Origin of the sequence: Cryobacterium sp. PH31-AA6 (assembly GCF_030063195.1) — a bacterium.
Lineage (GTDB): Bacteria > Actinomycetota > Actinomycetes > Actinomycetales > Microbacteriaceae > Cryobacterium.
Genome location: NZ_JASISS010000013.1, coordinates 1 through 15,340, shown reverse-complemented (window position 1 = coordinate 15,340; position 15,340 = coordinate 1). Strand labels below are relative to the sequence as shown.

General features: G+C 64.1%; 16 protein-coding genes and 1 tRNA gene. 12 read left to right on the top strand and 5 right to left on the bottom strand.

Annotation, left to right across the window (positions count from 1 at the left end):
• The first annotated feature begins 233 nt into the window (after positions 1-233).
• From QMG61_RS17520 to QMG61_RS10400, 10 genes are all read left to right on the top strand, one after another.
• Positions 234-704, top strand: a complete 471-nt coding sequence (locus tag QMG61_RS17520) for a GNAT family N-acetyltransferase (RefSeq protein ID WP_502847029.1) — start codon at positions 234-236, stop codon at positions 702-704.
• Between the two features lie 130 nt (positions 705-834).
• Positions 835-1,104 (top strand): DUF6112 family protein, encoded by a 270-nt coding sequence (locus QMG61_RS10440; RefSeq protein WP_134406187.1) that lies wholly within the window; start codon positions 835-837, stop codon positions 1,102-1,104.
• A gap of 30 nt (positions 1,105-1,134) precedes the next feature.
• Positions 1,135-2,490 carry a TrbL/VirB6 family protein gene (locus QMG61_RS10435; RefSeq protein WP_283494268.1) on the top strand — a complete coding sequence of 452 codons (1,356 nt, stop codon included), beginning with the start codon at positions 1,135-1,137 and terminating at the stop codon, positions 2,488-2,490.
• A 2-nt stretch (positions 2,491-2,492) separates the two neighbouring features.
• Positions 2,493-3,956: an SCO6880 family protein gene (locus QMG61_RS10430; RefSeq protein WP_283494267.1), complete on the top strand. Its 1,464-nt coding sequence runs from the start codon at positions 2,493-2,495 to the stop codon at positions 3,954-3,956.
• 43 nt (positions 3,957-3,999) lie between these two features.
• The gene (locus QMG61_RS10425) at positions 4,000-4,440 is read left to right on the top strand and encodes a hypothetical protein (RefSeq protein ID WP_283494266.1); all 441 of its coding nucleotides are present in this window, start codon (positions 4,000-4,002) and stop codon (positions 4,438-4,440) included.
• A gap of 11 nt (positions 4,441-4,451) precedes the next feature.
• Positions 4,452-5,927, top strand: coding sequence for a putative type IV secretion/conjugal transfer ATPase (locus QMG61_RS10420; RefSeq protein ID WP_283494265.1), 1,476 nt, complete (start codon positions 4,452-4,454; stop codon positions 5,925-5,927).
• A gap of 53 nt (positions 5,928-5,980) precedes the next feature.
• Positions 5,981-6,976: a DNA-processing protein DprA gene (gene dprA, locus QMG61_RS10415; protein WP_283494264.1), complete on the top strand. Its 996-nt coding sequence runs from the start codon at positions 5,981-5,983 to the stop codon at positions 6,974-6,976.
• A gap of 27 nt (positions 6,977-7,003) precedes the next feature.
• Entirely contained in the window at positions 7,004-8,815 is a 1,812-nt protein-coding gene (locus QMG61_RS10410) for a type IV secretory system conjugative DNA transfer family protein (RefSeq protein ID WP_283494263.1), read from the top strand.
• A 109-nt stretch (positions 8,816-8,924) separates the two neighbouring features.
• Positions 8,925-9,383 (top strand): single-stranded DNA-binding protein, encoded by a 459-nt coding sequence (locus QMG61_RS10405; protein WP_283494262.1) that lies wholly within the window; start codon positions 8,925-8,927, stop codon positions 9,381-9,383.
• 8 nt (positions 9,384-9,391) lie between these two features.
• Positions 9,392-9,949, top strand: a complete 558-nt coding sequence (locus QMG61_RS10400; RefSeq protein WP_283494261.1) for a hypothetical protein — start codon at positions 9,392-9,394, stop codon at positions 9,947-9,949.
• 23 nt (positions 9,950-9,972) lie between these two features.
• Here the strand turns inward: QMG61_RS10400 and QMG61_RS10395 are convergent, their stop codons facing one another.
• From QMG61_RS10395 to QMG61_RS10375, 5 genes are all read right to left on the bottom strand, one after another.
• A complete protein-coding gene (locus QMG61_RS10395) occupies positions 9,973-11,415 on the bottom strand; it encodes a hypothetical protein (RefSeq protein WP_283494260.1) in 1,443 nt (480 codons plus the stop codon).
• 64 nt (positions 11,416-11,479) lie between these two features.
• Positions 11,480-11,845, bottom strand: a complete 366-nt coding sequence (locus tag QMG61_RS10390; RefSeq protein WP_283494259.1) for a trypco2 family protein — start codon at positions 11,843-11,845, stop codon at positions 11,480-11,482.
• Between the two features lie 187 nt (positions 11,846-12,032).
• Positions 12,033-13,220 carry a tyrosine-type recombinase/integrase gene (locus QMG61_RS10385; protein ID WP_283494258.1) on the bottom strand — a complete coding sequence of 396 codons (1,188 nt, stop codon included), beginning with the start codon at positions 13,218-13,220 and terminating at the stop codon, positions 12,033-12,035.
• A 6-nt stretch (positions 13,221-13,226) separates the two neighbouring features.
• The gene (locus QMG61_RS10380) at positions 13,227-13,490 is read right to left on the bottom strand and encodes a helix-turn-helix domain-containing protein (RefSeq protein ID WP_283494257.1); all 264 of its coding nucleotides are present in this window, start codon (positions 13,488-13,490) and stop codon (positions 13,227-13,229) included.
• A gap of 178 nt (positions 13,491-13,668) precedes the next feature.
• Positions 13,669-13,745, bottom strand: a tRNA-Pro gene (locus QMG61_RS10375).
• Between the two features lie 285 nt (positions 13,746-14,030).
• On the opposite strand from QMG61_RS10375, the gene QMG61_RS10370 reads away from it, so the two are divergent.
• Together QMG61_RS10370 and QMG61_RS10365 are read left to right on the top strand one after the other, a co-directional pair.
• Positions 14,031-14,519 carry a hypothetical protein gene (locus QMG61_RS10370; protein WP_283494256.1) on the top strand — a complete coding sequence of 163 codons (489 nt, stop codon included), beginning with the start codon at positions 14,031-14,033 and terminating at the stop codon, positions 14,517-14,519.
• A gap of 85 nt (positions 14,520-14,604) precedes the next feature.
• Positions 14,605-15,195, top strand: coding sequence for a GNAT family N-acetyltransferase (locus QMG61_RS10365; protein ID WP_283494255.1), 591 nt, complete (start codon positions 14,605-14,607; stop codon positions 15,193-15,195).
• The last annotated feature ends 145 nt before the right edge of the window (positions 15,196-15,340 follow it).

Genomic DNA, 15,340 nt, shown 5'->3' with positions numbered 1-15,340 from the left:
TCAGGGCACTCATCGACGCAATTCATGCGTGCCGCAACGTCCAATAAAGGAAATAGTCAGGTCAGATTAAAAGAGACAACCCTGTGAGCAAACACCAGACAGCAGGCGTACAGATCAGATCAATTGTCGAGCATCAGAAGACAAGAGCTGTCAGATTACTCGCGGCGAACATTGACTCTGCCTCGGCAGCACGAATCACTGCCTCGGCAGGCCGTCCCATCGCCAAGTCATTGATGCCCAACTCCTTCCCTGACCCGGTATGGCTTGGCGCCTACGATGGCCACCACCTGGTTGGGGTTATCCACGCCGGAGTACCGGGCGAAGCTGAGCATTTAGCGGATACCATTCAGCGTGGCTTTCCGGTGGTGGGAGGATTAGCACTGTTCACGAAGATTGTTCAGAATTGTACGAAGATCGAGTACATTGCCGTAGCACCAACCCATCGAGAGAATGGTATCGGTGCGGCCCTCATTGCAGCCCTGCACGATGTTCTCCTGGCGGACCATCGGAGGCACGCCCGATCAGTGACGGCGTATGCCTCATCCCTAGATGCCCAAGCCCTTTTCGCGAGCGCTGGTTACACGATCGGGCAGCCGCAAAAGCCCATACCCCCCGATTTCCTCGAAGGCCTCGCCACTACCTGGAGGCCGTCGGTATTTCTTTCTGGCCGGTCAGGAGCCTGGGCGTACCGCACGATTCACTGAGACTGCTCGCCGTTCTCGTGGCTGTGGAAGAGCAACGGGACCTGTATGGGCTCGGCATCCACCTGAGCAAACTCGGGGATACTGTGCGCTCCTAGCTGTCGTACGCATCAAACGACCGAGGGAGCCAACTGTGATCGACATCAATCCGAACGGGACGGGGCTTCCCGGAATCGAGCAGTTGCGAATCATCGTCGGTGCGGTGATGACAGTTGGCCTGATCCTGAGCGTGCTCGCCTTGATCATTTCGGCGATCGTTTGGGGCTTCGGAGCCAACTCGTCCAACCCTCACCTCGCATCCCGAGGCAAACTCGGCGTTCTCGTGTCGTGCGGCGCTGCGATTATCGCTGGCGCATCCGTCACTCTGGTCAACTTCTTCTGGAACGTCGGCCAAGCCGTCTGACCCCGATTCCTACGTGAGCGGGGTCCTCGGATGAGCGTGTGCGACGTGCCGGTGATTGCGGAGGTCTGCAGCACCGTCGGGGAAGGCGCTGCATCGTTGGTCGCGGCGCCGTTCGATTGGCTTGCGAACGCGATGGGCTCCGCCGCGGCCTGGCTCTTCGAATCCGTCTGGGCCGCTTTCGACTCGACAACGCTCGTGGACCTCACCGATCCGGCGTACATCGATGTCTACAACGTGCTCTTCGGTGTCGCGGTCTTCGTCACACTGGTGTTCTTCTGCCTACAACTCATCACTGGGCTCGTTCACCGCGACCCGACGGCGCTCTCCCGAGCCGCGATCGGTGTCGCCAAGTCGGTGCTCGGATCGTTCGTGATCATCGCTATCACAGGCCTTCTCCTGGAGATCACCGATCAGTTGACGATCGGGATCGTCCACGCCAGCGGCAACACGATGGAGGGGATGGGCAACCGGATCGCGCTCCTACCTGCGGGCCTCGCCGCGCTCAACCTCGGCGCCCCCGGTGTCGGTGTCATTGTGACGATCTTCCTGTCCGCGCTTGCGATCAGCGCCGCGGCGATCGTCTGGTTCTCGCTCCTCATCCGCAAGGCACTGCTGCTGGTGGCCATTGTCTTCGGGCCGATAGCGCTGGCGGGCGCGACCTGGGATGCCGCCAAGGGTTGGTTCACGAAATGGGTTGCGTTCGTGATTGCCCTGATCCTGTCGAAACTGGTACTCGTCGTGATCTTTCTGGTGGCGGTCGCGCAGGTCGCGGCACCGATCGATGCGGATCTGGCATCCGTGAGCGATCCGATCGCCGGGATCGTCTTGATGTTCATCGCCGCATTCGCGCCGTACATTACGTACAAGTTCCTGAGCTTTGTTGGGCTCGATATTCATCACGCCATGTCGACCGAGCAGGAGGCGAAGTCGGCCATGAACCGGCCCGTCCCTGTGCCGAACGCACCGATGGCGGAAGGAGCGAAGAAGATCCTTGGGCCAAGTGGCGATGTTGGGAGTGGCCCGTCAGCGCAAGGCGGTCCGGCTCCGAAGGCCGCACCGAACGGCGGTGGACCTGGCCCCACATCAGCCTCGAGCACGGGCCTATCCGCCAAGGCTGGCACCGCCGGCGGGGGCGCGGGTGCCGGAGCGGGTGTGGCCGCCGCGGGTGTCGCGGCGAGCGCGACTGTTGCAACGGCCGCGGCGAAGGCCGGCCCGAAGGTCGGTTCTGCGGTCGGGCAAACAGCAGACGCTCATATGCAGTCCACCGGTGAGTCGGCCCTGCCGAGCGCCTCTCCCCCGGCACCCAGGCCACCGCGACCAAGGCCGCCCGCGTCTGCACCGGATTCTGCCTCCCCCACAGTCCGATCAGCAAAGAAGGACGTGTAGTCATGGACACTGACAAGAACCGCGCCGAATACCAGCTGGCGCCAGTGCAGTTCTCACGACTGACCAAGCGGGGCATCCTTCTCGGTCTTTCAGTTCCGCAACTGGTTGCCCTGTCAATCGGAACGCTCACCATCGTCACCGCGCTCTACACAGCGGGCGCCGCGGGCGTTGCCTGGACGAGCCCTATTTGGGGTACCGCGGTGGTGATTGCCAGTATCCCGATTGGCGGCCGAAAGATCGTCGAATGGGCGCCGATCGTCAGTCGATGGGTATGGCGTGCTGCCCATGAGCAGTTGACCTATCGGCGGCAAATCGTGCGACCGCGTCCGATTGGGACCCTGTCGCTTCCGGGCGACGCGGCCGCGCTGCGCGAATGGAATGATCCCGAGTCAGGGGCGGTCATGATTCACGACCCGCATGCGAAGACCCTTACCGCGGTCGTGGCGGTGTCGCACCCGGCATTCGCGCTGCTTGACCCTGGCGAGCAGCATCGGCGCGTGGCGGGGTGGGGGCGGGTACTGGCCGGTGCGTGCAGGTCGGGGCGAATCGCGCGGCTACAGGTGTCGGAGCGCACCCTGCCTGATTCCGGCACCGGGCTGGCCGAGTGGTGGGAGCGGCACGGCCTCAATGACGACAGCTGGGCCGCATCCACCTACCGGGAGCTCATCGAACGTGCCGGGCCTGCGGGTGAGCGTCATGCGACGACGATCGCGCTTTCCCTCGATCTCACCGCGGCCTCCCGACAGGTCCGCACGCAGGGCGGTGGGATGCGCGGCGGGGCGGCGGTGCTTCGCCAGGAAATGACGGCCCTGACCCAGGCGCTGCGGGCAGCGGACCTCACTGTCGGAGGCTGGTTGACTGCCGACGAGCTCGCGATGACCCTGCGAACTGCTTACGACCCTGCCGTCGGCGTCGACCTGGAACGCCATCCCGACATCGGCCGTGCTCTCGACACCGCCGGCCCGGTCTCCGTCGCCGAGAGCTGGGATCGTCTTCGCACCGACAGTGCCTTCCACGCGGTGCTCTGGATTAGCGAATGGCCCAGATCTCAGGTATTCCCCGGCTTCCTGTTACCCCTGGTCTTCACCAACGGCATCCTTCGAACCGTGTCGCTGCACTACCTGCCCGTGCGCGCGGATCAAGCAGCGCGCGACCTACGCAAGAAGAAGACCGAGCTGATCAGCGACGCCCACCAGCGCCGGCGTATCGGTCAGATCGAGGATGCCGGCGCGACGGCGGAGTACGAGGACCTGATGCATCAGGAGGCGGACCTTACGGCCGGTCACGGCGTTTTGCGCGCAACCGGTCTCGTATGCGTGACCGCGCCTACCGTCGACGAGCTCGATGCCGCTGTGGCGTCGATTGAGCAAGCCGCCATCCAGAGCTCGTGCGAAACACGACGGCTGGTCGGCCAGCAGGCACAAGCCTTCACGGCCGCGGCTCTGCCTCTGTGCCGCAGCGTGTGAGCGGTGCGCACCTGTCCTTCACAGCATCCCGATTGGAGCCGACATGTTCTACACCCACCCGAATTCACCAGCATCCCGATGGATCAGCGTCACCTTCCTGCAGGGAGACGAAGCCGAGGAGGTGCTCGCCATGATCGACCGAGACGGAGTCACCGCGGCAATCGAGCACCTGCGGCACTGGGACTACGGCGAGGAGACAACCGATGCCGCGCTCGAAAACGGGTACGTCTACGACCGCATCCCGGCTGGATCGACCGACCGAACCATCGAGAGCGACGGCTCGACCTACGCGCTGACGTACAGCACAACGTTCGGTTACGTATCGCTGTTGCGTCGGCATCCGGCCGATTCTGAATCAGAACTTGTCCCGGCGTCCAGGGCGTCAGCCATTCAGACTTCTCGGGCGCATCCGGACGTTGCCGAAACCTGGGTTGCCAAACGTGACCGGTCAGCACATCACGCAGGGCACAGGGTGGCACTGTGAACAACGCGAGGGTGAATGAGCGGCTACACACGACGACGCTGGTCGAGCCGCACGGCGAGCTGCACCGCGACCGTCGAGCTCGCCGGCGAGCTGCCGCGAAGATCGAAGCGGATGCTCAGAAGGCGAAGCATCTCGAGGCGCGCACGCGATGGCTCACCGAGCGGGACGAGGCGCGATCGGGGGCCTACCTGTCCGCCGCCGGTGAGTCGGGTTCCGCGCAACTGCGGATGCCCGGACGCCTCCGGCTGCCCAAACACCAGGACACCTCCGCGACGCTGTCCGGCCACTACCCGTTTCTCGCTGAGGCCGGACTGGGATCGGCCGGCGTCTTCGTCGGGCAGGACCTCTATTCGGGTGGCTCCTTCGTCTACGACCCCTGGGTGCTCTACCAACAGGGGATGATCACCGCGCCGAACATCGTGCTCGCCGGCATCGTCGGCTCCGGCAAGTCCTCACTGGCAAAGTCGCTGTACACCCGCTCGCTCCCCTTCGGTCGACGCGTCTACGTTCCCGGCGACCCGAAAGGCGAGCACACCGCCGTCGCTGAGGCCGTCGGCGGCAAGGCAATCATCCTCGGCCACGGACTACGCAACCGACTAAACCCGCTCGACGAAGGTCACCGGGCGGCATCCGCATCGGATGCCGAGTGGTCGGCACAGCTGGCCTCGCGGCGTCGTGACCTGATCGGCGCACTCGCCGAGACTGTACTCGATCGGACGCTCAGCCCGCTCGAGCACACGGCGATCGACCTTGCACTGGCGGATACCGTTCGGAGCGCTGAAGTGCCGATCCTGCCCATGGTGGTCGATCGCATCCTCGCCCCGAACCCCGAGGACGACGAGGGCCGGCTCGCGGAGGATGGGCGTCTCGTCGGCCATGCGCTGCGACGCCTGGTTGCCGGGGACCTCGCCGGCCTCTTCGATGGACCGTCCACCGTGCGCTTCGACCCCTCCCTGCCGATGGTCTCCCTCGACCTGTCGCGCGTGGCCGAGAACTCCACGCTTATCTCGGTGCTGATGACCTGCTCATCTGCGTGGATGGAGTCCGCGCTCGCCGACCCGGCCGGCGGCCAGCGGTGGGTCATCTACGACGAGGCCTGGCGGCTCATGGCGTATCCGGCGCTCCTTCGCCGCATGGATGCGCAGTGGCGCCTGGCCCGGCACTTCGGGATTGCGAACATGCTCGTCTTCCACAAGCTCAGCGACCTCGACAACGTCGGCGACTCGGGATCCGCGATGCGCGCACTCGCGTCGTCGCTTCTAGCGAATGCGGAGACTCGCATCGTCTACCGCCAGGAACCGGACCAGCTCGGATCCACGGCAAGCGCACTCGGCCTCAGCCGAACCGAGCAGAACTTATTGCCCGCACTGGGCACCGGACAGGGCCTCTGGCGAATCAAGGATCGCAGCTTCGTCGTGCAGCACCAGCTGCACCCCGATGAGCTCGAGATCTTCGACACGACCGCACGGATGACCTCAGGTCAGTAGCCGAGATGCGTGACCCGAAGCGCGACATCCATTTAGAGCGAGGAGGCCTTGTAATGGCCGAGAGTATGAGTCAGGAACGAGAAGCCAGGATGACCCTCGCGGCGCTGTCCGAACCGGGCGACATCATCACGGGAACCTTGGTCTCAAGGCTCGGCGCAGCGGAGACAGTGAGCCTCATCACCTCAGGCGTTCGACTTCCGAACGGCGTCGACCCCGCTGAGGGTGAGCTGTGGCGACGACGTTTAGCCCCGCGAATCAACCCCGGTCAGATCGAACGGATCCAGGCCGATATGGAACGCCACGACCTGAGACTGCTGACACCAGAGGACATCGACTGGCCTGGCGAACTGCAGCAGCTGGGCACGACCGCGCCGATCGCACTCTGGCTCAAGGGCGACCCGAGTCGCCTCTCGGTTCCTCTCCCCGGTCGAGTCACCATCGTCGGCGCCCGAGCCGCGACGGCGTATGGCAGCCAAGTGGCGACCGAGCTCGCCTCAGAACTCGCCTCCCAGGGCCGCGTCATCCTCTCCGGAGGCGCCTACGGCATCGACGGGTCAGCACATAGAGCAGCCACCGTCGCCAATCCCGGTTCAACGGTCGCCGTGCTCGCCGGAGGCCTCGACCGGGTCTACCCGGTCGGCCACGAGCAACTCTTCGAGCGCATCGAACAGAGCGGCGGACTGCTCGTGAGCGAACTACCGCCCGGCTCCACCCCCACAAGGTGGCGCTTCCTCCAACGAAACCGGATTCTGGCGACCCTCTCCGCCGCGACGGTCATCGTCGAGGCAGGGCATCGATCCGGCTCGCTGAACGTCGCCGGGCAGGCGCACTCCCTGGGCCGGCCGGTTGGCGCCGTTCCTGGACCGGTGACGAGCCCGGCGAGCGCCGGCTGCCACCGGCTGGTCCAAGAGGGAATCGCGAGCCTCGTCATCGACGCGCAGGATGTCACCGACCTGCTCGACTCCACGGCCGGCTTCTCCGGTGACCGGACCTTCGCGTACTCCCCCACGCGACGATTCAGCCGGACCGGTCCGGATCTACGGTTCTAACCGATCTCCACCGAACGGACAGTCTCGATGAGCACACCACGACCGCAGGCCACGCTCGGCGACGAGCTGGCCAACCTCGGCATCGGCATCCTGATCGGTGTGTCCGCGTTTGCCCTCCTGCTCCGAGCCGCGGGTGCTATCGCGGCCTGGGCGACGAGACAGGAACAACCAGCCGGCGGACCCGAAGCCGGACTCGCCGTGCTCCTCAACCCAGACACCCCCTCGGCGGCCCTGCAAGCACCGGGCCTGAACCCGGTTGCGTACTGGCTCACGACGATCCTGCTGCTCAGTGTCGCCGTGGCTGCGGCCATCTGGCTGTGGCGGATGTTCAGGGGCACGGGCCGCGCAGCAAAAGTCGACCCGCACCGTATCCCCGGCATCGCCACCCGTGCCGAAGTAACCCGAGCCGCATCGCACCAGGCACTCCTGAAGCGCGCGGCTCACCTGAGGCCCTCTCTCACCAGCGCCACCCCCGGCGATGTCGGTTACCAAATCGGCCGATCCCACAACACCACGGTCTGGGCGAGCGTCGAAGACTCGATCCTGGTCATCGGCCCACCGCGCTCGGGAAAGGGGGCGCACATTGTCATTAACGCCATCCTTGACGCCCCCGGCCCCGTCGTGACCACCTCAACCCGCCCCGATAACCTCACCACCACGCTGCGTGCCCGGCAACGACTGGGGCCCGTGGCGGTATTCGACCCCCAGCAGCTTGCACCGGGCATTCCGGTGGGACTCCGCTGGTCGCCGATCCGCGGCTGCGAGGACCCACTCACGGCGATGATCCGCGCGGCGGGGCTGGCAGCCGGAACCGGACTGGCCGCAGGCGGCGTTGACGGCGGCGGGTTCTGGGAGGCCAAGACACGCACGGCCTTGCAGTCGCTACTGCACGCTGCAGCGCTTGACCGCTGCACACCCGCCGAGCTGTTTCGCTGGACCCTTGATCCTGCCGCCGCGCACGACGCGGTTTCCATCCTGCTGAGCACCCCAGCCGCGGCCACCGGCTGGGGCGACTCCCTGCAAGCCATGCTCGAGGCCGACCCCCGGACCCGCGACTCCATCTGGCAAGGGGTCTCCCTCTCGCTGGGCGCACTGGCTGACCCCCGCGTGCTGGATGCCGTCTCACCGAGCGAGGGCGAAGCGTTCGACCCGGAAGGATTCTTGCGGAGCAACGGCACCCTGTACCTCCTGGCAACCGGCGCCGGCTCGAACAACTCCGCCGCACTCGTATCGGCGCTCGTCGAGGACCTCGTCGAGACCGCCCGCCGCATCGCCGCACGAAGCGCGGGCGCCAGGCTCGACCCGCCGCTGCTGCTCGCTCTCGACGAGATCGGCAACCTCGCGCCACTCCCCTCCCTCCCCACTCTCATGGCCGAGGGCGGCGGCACCGGCATCACAACCATGCCCGTGCTGCAATCACTCGCTCAGGCACGCACGAAGTGGAGCGACAACGCAGCCGGCACCATCTGGGACTCCTCGATCGTCAAGATCGTGCTCGGCGGAGCATCCAATTCCCGCGACCTACAGGACCTCTCGACGCTAATCGGAGACCGCGACGAGTCGACCGACTCGACAACAATCGGCGATCGGGGTTCACGCTCAGCGCAGCGCTCGATCCGTCGCGTCGCGATCATGCCGCCGGACACGATCCGCACCCTCCCGTTCGGCACGGGCCTGATCATGCTGCGCGCGGCCCCGCCCGTTGTCGCGAGCCTGAGAATGTGGACCTCACGTCCCGATGCCAAGGAGCTGCGGGAATACCGGGCGGACATCGAAGCATTAATGCGCGCACCCACTCGTGACGAGCCCGAGGAGCACCCGGTCAGCCCAGCGGAATGAGGCTTGGGTCCCGACCAGGCCGCTATGTCGCGTCTGGGGGGGCGCGCGGCGCACCTCGTAGTGAACGCGGATCACGACGGTCCGCCCAGATCACAGGAGGTTGAGTCCCATGACACTTCACACCCAGCAATCGCTATCCGGTTTCATTGCCTCGGACCCGCAGCAATCGGTGACCGAGAACGGTGAAACCCGCTTCTACGTGCGCGTCGGCCAGCCGCACTTCCGTCGCGAAGACAGCGGCAGCTTCACCGTTCTCGAGCCAAGTTTCCACGACCTCGTCGCCTATCGCGCCACCGCCGACCGGGCACTGACAAGGTTTGCAAAGGGCGACAGTTTCGTCGCCGAAGGCTATGCGCGCAACTTTCAGTTTGAGCGCGACGGTGAGGTCATCAATCGAGAGGAATTCGTCGCGAAGAAGATCGGCCACGACCTCGCACGCACCAACTACGACGTCGACCGCACCCGCCGCTCAGCTGCAGGCACCGAACGGGATGCTCTAGCCACCCAGAAGGCAGTTTTGCTCGAGGCGGAGCACGCCCGTGCCGGCTCCGCCGCGCTCGGAATGTGAGGCCAACGATGACAGCGTCCCTGGTCGACTGGGCGTCCAGCGACCAGGGAGCCTCATTGGGCGAAGACGAACTCGACGGGCCACTCTCGGCAGAGCCGCCGCATCCCATCAACTGGAATCTCCTCAGCGCAGACGACGCCGAAACGGAGTGGATCGAACTCAACCGTTGGGTGAACTGGTTACGACGGACCTACGGGCTCCCCGCATCCGTCGTGCCACCCTTCTGGCATCGCCACCCCGAACTCGTCTGGGAACTCTCCGCACTCCACCTACACTGGCTCTGCGCCTACGACCCCGACCAGCACGGCTCGGCCCCATTCGGATGGCACCGAGACTTTGCGGATGCCCGCCAGCGCCTCCACGACTGGGTTGCGACATCGGGCACGCGCCTCGATCGCGACCGTCCGACGCGTCAAATTTCGTGGCCAGGAGAGCCGCCGGCGGATGCTGTCGACGACATCGTGATCAGCGATCGCGATGAGGACTTCGTGCAGTTCGTCGTCGATGACGTCGCCAGGCGGCGCGCGGCCGAGGCGGCGTTCTATGCACGCGCCGAATCTCCTTGATTTCAACGAGACGCACCGGTTTGCTACTCCATATGCGCTCGTACAGCGCCCGCCGCTAACCGAACCTGCGGATGCATGAGGCCCGTACGACGACGGATCGTCTGTTCCATCTTTGATGTGTATATATCGACTTCGCCTTGGATCGCGTTGAAGGGCAGTTCGATGGGCGGCAGGGGCCGCGTTCTCGACGCCATGATCTGGTTGAAGTATCGGTGCAGAAGGAATTGCTCAACGTAGGTGATGGAATCCTGCGGTGTAGAGGAAAAGAATGCGCCGTCGCCAGCGAGTTGCACTACCGGATGGGTGAACTTGCCGCAAAACGCCTTCGCCGGTTCGGAGCTATCCCACCACACATCCATATCGAGGAAAACCACCGGGTCCTGGCCCCGCAAGAAAGAAGCCAGGCTGTAGTTTGCTGTCATCGGGTCAGGCATGTGAAGTGCATGCGGGAGGCGTTCACTGGACGCGGCCGCGATGGTCATCGGAGTTGGCCAGCCAAGCAAATCGCAAAGTGACTGATTGAAACGAATGTAGTCACGTTCAAGGTCTCTAATGATTGGGACGCCTGCACTGCTCACCATTTGCATGCTGGTGATAAGCCGCCAGAAAGGGTTCATATCACCCGAGAGCATTCCGGGCGCCCTCAAGTCGGCGTGGTGGGGCAAAATAGGAGGGTTTAGCGCCAAGTCAACCAACGCGGAGTACGTGAGAAGAAGAGATCGAGGGTCCGGTGCATCAAGCACTTTCAGTGCATGATGAATCCACCTCGAGTACAGATTGATGCTCGGCATGGAGGATTTGAGTTCCTCGAAAGTGCTCGGCCATGCCCGCCACCACTCCGTCGCCAGAGCGCCGCTTTCCAGGACGCTTCGAACGTCTCCGCCCCCGTCATCTACCCAAAACTTCCAGGAAAGAATCTGCTCGTCTAGCATCCGATCTTCGCGAAGCAACGGACTCGTCGTGGCGGGGCAGATGTTGTGCAGATCCGCCTTAAAATAGGCGATCATGTTTTCCTCGACTTCGGCGAACAGAGCGGCGAATGAGCGCCCGTCAGATGATGAAGTGACCAGCCGCGAATAGCGGTCGAGGTCGCCCTCTAGGTACATCAGCAGGAGCTCTACGGTGTACCACGCCTGTGCGTTCTCCTGGGCGCGCCCCCGAGCCGGTCCTTTGAGCCGGCGTATTTGGTCAAGCAACGGGGGCTCGAGTCGCGCGGACGCTGATCCAATCTCCCGAATTATCCTGACCACACGCGTGTTTTGGTACAAGCGCAGCATCGTCGTGTAATAGCCGTATGACGTCGTCATCCCTTGGTAGGCGTGGACGTGTTCATGTAGCCAAGTTTTTACAGGTCGACTTCCAAACGTCGCCGCTTGCAGTTCTTGGAGAGTGAACCCGTACGTAGCCGTTAACGACACCACTTCCATGCGACCCGAGGTGATCGCTGCGGCGGCGAGCGTAGTCATGTCTGCATCGTCAATGTTCAACACTGACGTATTGGGCTCCGACGGGAGTCGAGCGTCAGCCACGTCAATGCTCGCTTGGTCGGAACGTGGGCAAGGAATCATCGGAAAATGCCGAAAGGCCTTCTGATGCGCCAAATGGCACGCCGACTAGGCGAAGCGTCACCTTATGAACCTGTTGGCGCTGATATTGGCTCTTCCCCCCCACCGTAAGTATTTTCAGATCCATTCCGCCGCTTGTTTCGCCGCTGCGCTGGAGTACGAAATGAACTTCGAGCGTAAGGTCAGCCACTTCAAAAATGGCTTGGTCGCCTCGTTCCTCCCGCTCGCGTTGGGACTGGATGAGGTCGGTCTGTACTTTCGCGATCAGTTCCTTGAGAAGCAAGGGTTGTTCATTGAACTCTGAGTCACTGTCACCAAGCTGATTGGACATCGGCGTCCTTTGGTTTTCCGAAGTTAATCTGTATCCCGGACGTTAGCCTGAACGCTCTGACGTAGATAGGTTCAACTTCGTGCCGGGGTCAGCGACACAAAGCAATCCGAATTCGCAACAGCACCCGCCTGACCCCTCGCTCGACCGTGAGGCTCACGACCCACCACCCACCGTGACGGCACCGTGTCTAGTCTTCGTCTTTTGCGAATGCCCGGTCGAGAAGCGCGGCGGTCGCCGGGTTCACCAGTTCGCTCCGTTGAATGTAGTGCTGCACCGTGATCTTGGTATCCGTGTGGCCGAGCAACTCTGCGGCGAGTTCGATGTTGGCGTTGGCGTTGACCGCGGTCGCAACCGTGCGGCGGAACATGTGCGGGGTCACACCCTCGATTCCTGCTCCCCCGAGCACGTGACGCAATTGTCGACGCACGTTCGCGGTGGTCAGCGGTGTGCCGTCCCGGGATTGAAAAAGCAGTTCATCCAGACCCATGCTGCCGACTCTGGCGAGCCTTCGGCGAACCGCGTCGGCGGTGAACGTGGGTAGTGCCACAACGCGACGCGACCTTGCGGTCTTGGGATGGTCCTGCCGGAAGGTCTGCTCGCCGTTCCGGCTGACGATCGTGCCGGCCAGGCGGATGGATGGTATCGCGCTTGTGATGTCGACGTCCCGGCGCCGGATGGCCAGCACCTCGCCGATCCGAGCTGAGGTGCCGAGCATCACCTCGATGATCGCACTGAGCTGGCCGTCGGGCTTGGGCCCGGAGACGTGATTGACGGCGCTCTCCCACTGGGCGATCGCCGCGCGGATCACGTTCACCTCCGGGGCCGTGAGCGCATCGGGGAGATGCGGCTCGCGGTACAGGCGGGACACGTGGTCCATCGGATTGCTGGGGAGAATCTCATGCCGCACTGCCAACTCAAGCGCAAGCCGCAGAACGACACGACCTTGCTTTGCGCGGCTGTGAGAGAGCTTCGCCAGCTGCTTGATAAAGTGATCGCAACGAGCGACACCGATCTCGCGGAGCGTGAGACTGCGGAACACCGGGAGCACGAGCGTGCGCATGTTGCGCTCATACAGATTCCTGGTCGTCCTCGAGATTCGATTTTCCATGTCGATGTCCTCGAGCCAATACGTCGCCAAATCATTGAACGAGCTGTCCGGCGTCAGTGACGTGTTCGTGGGCTGCTGCAGGTATCTCGTCGTGAGCTTGCTCTTCAGCGATCGCTCGGCAGCCCGGGCGGTGTCGCCGGTGGCCTGAACCTGTCGTGTCTGACCGTCCCAGTCCCGGTAGCGGGTCCGAGCTTCGAATCGGCCGGACGGCGTCACCCGGATGGTGATGTCGCCGAAGGTGCTGATCGTCAACCGTGGCCGCGACATCTCAGCTCACCGCCGATCGGTGCGCCGGGGTGGGCTGGAGGGTTCGCGCTGCTCGGCGATCCAGGCCCGCACGTCGGAGATGGCGAACTTCAGGTGTTTGCCGAACCGGTAGGCGGTTGGGCCTTTGCCGTGCACGCGCCAGTCGTAGACGGTGGAGATCGGTATGCCCAGGTAGGACGCCAACTCGTTGATGTCCATCAGGGGTTCCAGGCCCCAGGCGTCGGTGGAGGCGGTAGAGGAGGAGGTTGGGTATTCGTCGTGGATGCTCATACCCAGGAGGTGCGCACCGCAATCCCGGAGGATCGGGATGGACCGAAAACGACGTCGCTGCCCCGGATAGGAAGGCCGTCTCAGCGGCTCCGGAGAGGAGTAAATGATGGGTTTGTGATGGGGTAGTCAAATCTCTTAACCAAAAAAGTCCCGGAAACCCTTGAGTTTCCGGGACATTTGGTCGGGCTGACAGGATTTGAACCTGCGACCCCTTGACCCCCAGTCAAGTGCGCTACCAAGCTGCGCCACAGCCCGCCGCTCCCACACGGTTTCAAGGAACAAAACCAGCAGGAGACAACTCCGATAGCTTACCGCCTTCGCGGGGTGCTCGTGCACCGCTGGCGCCCCGAATAGCTGTCGGAGGCGGGTCAGACTCGGGCCGCCGGTGAAAAATGGTCAATGCCGGCGGCGCGAGGGCACGGAATCACCGCACTTGGAGGGCACCCGGGCCAACCCACTGGCCGTGCATAGTCAATCCATCGTCAGTTTCCGTAGCGTGACCCGTGGCTGGTATCGGCCGCTCCCCCAACGAAGGAAAACATGTCTCGCAATGACTCTGGCCTCCTGGCAAAAATCAACGTGCCCCTCGCGCTGCTGTGGCTGGGCGGGTTCATCGTCACCACGGTGGGCTACCTGGTGTTGACGTCGTCGAACGCCGCGCAGGCCGAGTTCTACACCTCAGGGTCGCTGGATTACGCCACCTACTTCTCGGCGCAGTCCGGAGGCACCCTCGGCAGCGTTCTGATCGGCGCCGGCGTGCTCGGTCTCCTGCTCGCGCTTGCCGCGCACGTCATTGTCCGCCCGGCGGGCGTGGTTGCTGGAGTGACCGACGCGGAACCGGCGCAGGATGCCCTCGACGAGAAGGCGGACCTCTCCGATGATCAGCCTGATGATGAAAAACTCAACGCCGTCAATGCGGATGCCGTCACTCCCGACGAGACGGGCGTCACGGCCGGGACCACGAGCGAGAGCACCGGCCGGGACGCGGCCGGCGTGGAGCCCGATCTGGAGCCGACCACCGCGCGCTGAGCCGGCCATGGCCCGCGGGCGGGCGGCGGGCAGGGATTTCGTACCCAAACCCCCGCACGGGCCCGCGAGGTTGTACTTTGAAGGCGTGTCGAACCCTGAGATCACCATCGCATCCGTGGAGACGGTTCCGTGGGACGACGTGCGCACCGTGTTCGGCAACCGCGGCGACCCACACCGCTGCTGGTGCCAGTTCTTCAAGCTGCCCAGCAAGGAGTGGGAGACCGCGGAGCCCGACCAGTGCGAGAAGCTGCTGCAGGGGCAGGCGCGCACCAATGATCCCGCACCGGGCGTGATCGCCTACCAGAACGGCGAACCCGTCGGCTGGTGCGCGGTCGAGCCCCGGCCCAACTACCCGCGGCTGCTACGGGCGAAGGTTGTCACCGAGGGCAGCCGGCAGGATGCCGACGACGCCTCGGTCTGGGCGGTCACCTGCTTCGTGGTGCGGATCGGGTTTCGTCGGCACGGTATCGCGGCGGAGTTGTTGACCGGTGCGGTCGAGCAGGCCAGGCGGCTGGGTGCCCGGGTGATCGAGGGGTACCCGGTGGACACGGCCGAGCGGCCGAAGTTGCCGGCTGCGGATTTGTACCACGGGACGGTGTCATTGTTCGTGGGCGCGGGGTTTGAGGTTGTGGCGCGACCCACGGGTGAGCGCGCGGTGGTGGAGCTGGTTTTGTAGGGACTCGTGGGTTTGCCTGGTCTCGATGCTCCTATTGATGTCAAGCGGCGATTTGGGTTGGGGTGTGGCGTTGTTGGATGGCGTTGAGGATGGGGAAGATTTCTCGGGCGAGGTAGCGTTTGAGTAGGCGCATGGCGTCGCGTTT

Excerpts from the sequence above, each read along its gene's own strand:
- QMG61_RS17520 (WP_502847029.1), top strand. The coding sequence starts at position 234 with ATGCCCAACTCCTTCCCTGACCCGGTATGGCTTGGCGCCTACGATGGC.
- QMG61_RS10435 (WP_283494268.1), top strand. The coding sequence starts at position 1,135 with ATGAGCGTGTGCGACGTGCCGGTGATTGCGGAGGTCTGCAGCACCGTC.
- QMG61_RS10430 (WP_283494267.1), top strand. The coding sequence starts at position 2,493 with ATGGACACTGACAAGAACCGCGCCGAATACCAGCTGGCGCCAGTGCAG.
- QMG61_RS10425 (WP_283494266.1), top strand. The coding sequence starts at position 4,000 with ATGTTCTACACCCACCCGAATTCACCAGCATCCCGATGGATCAGCGTC.
- dprA (WP_283494264.1), top strand. The coding sequence starts at position 5,981 with ATGGCCGAGAGTATGAGTCAGGAACGAGAAGCCAGGATGACCCTCGCG.
- QMG61_RS10410 (WP_283494263.1), top strand. The coding sequence starts at position 7,004 with ATGAGCACACCACGACCGCAGGCCACGCTCGGCGACGAGCTGGCCAAC.
- QMG61_RS10405 (WP_283494262.1), top strand. The coding sequence starts at position 8,925 with ATGACACTTCACACCCAGCAATCGCTATCCGGTTTCATTGCCTCGGAC.
- QMG61_RS10400 (WP_283494261.1), top strand. The coding sequence starts at position 9,392 with ATGACAGCGTCCCTGGTCGACTGGGCGTCCAGCGACCAGGGAGCCTCA.
- QMG61_RS10395 (WP_283494260.1), bottom strand. The coding sequence starts at position 11,415 with ATGACTACGCTCGCCGCCGCAGCGATCACCTCGGGTCGCATGGAAGTG.
- QMG61_RS10390 (WP_283494259.1), bottom strand. The coding sequence starts at position 11,845 with ATGTCCAATCAGCTTGGTGACAGTGACTCAGAGTTCAATGAACAACCC.
- QMG61_RS10385 (WP_283494258.1), bottom strand. The coding sequence starts at position 13,220 with ATGTCGCGGCCACGGTTGACGATCAGCACCTTCGGCGACATCACCATC.
- QMG61_RS10380 (WP_283494257.1), bottom strand. The coding sequence starts at position 13,490 with ATGAGCATCCACGACGAATACCCAACCTCCTCCTCTACCGCCTCCACC.
- QMG61_RS10370 (WP_283494256.1), top strand. The coding sequence starts at position 14,031 with ATGTCTCGCAATGACTCTGGCCTCCTGGCAAAAATCAACGTGCCCCTC.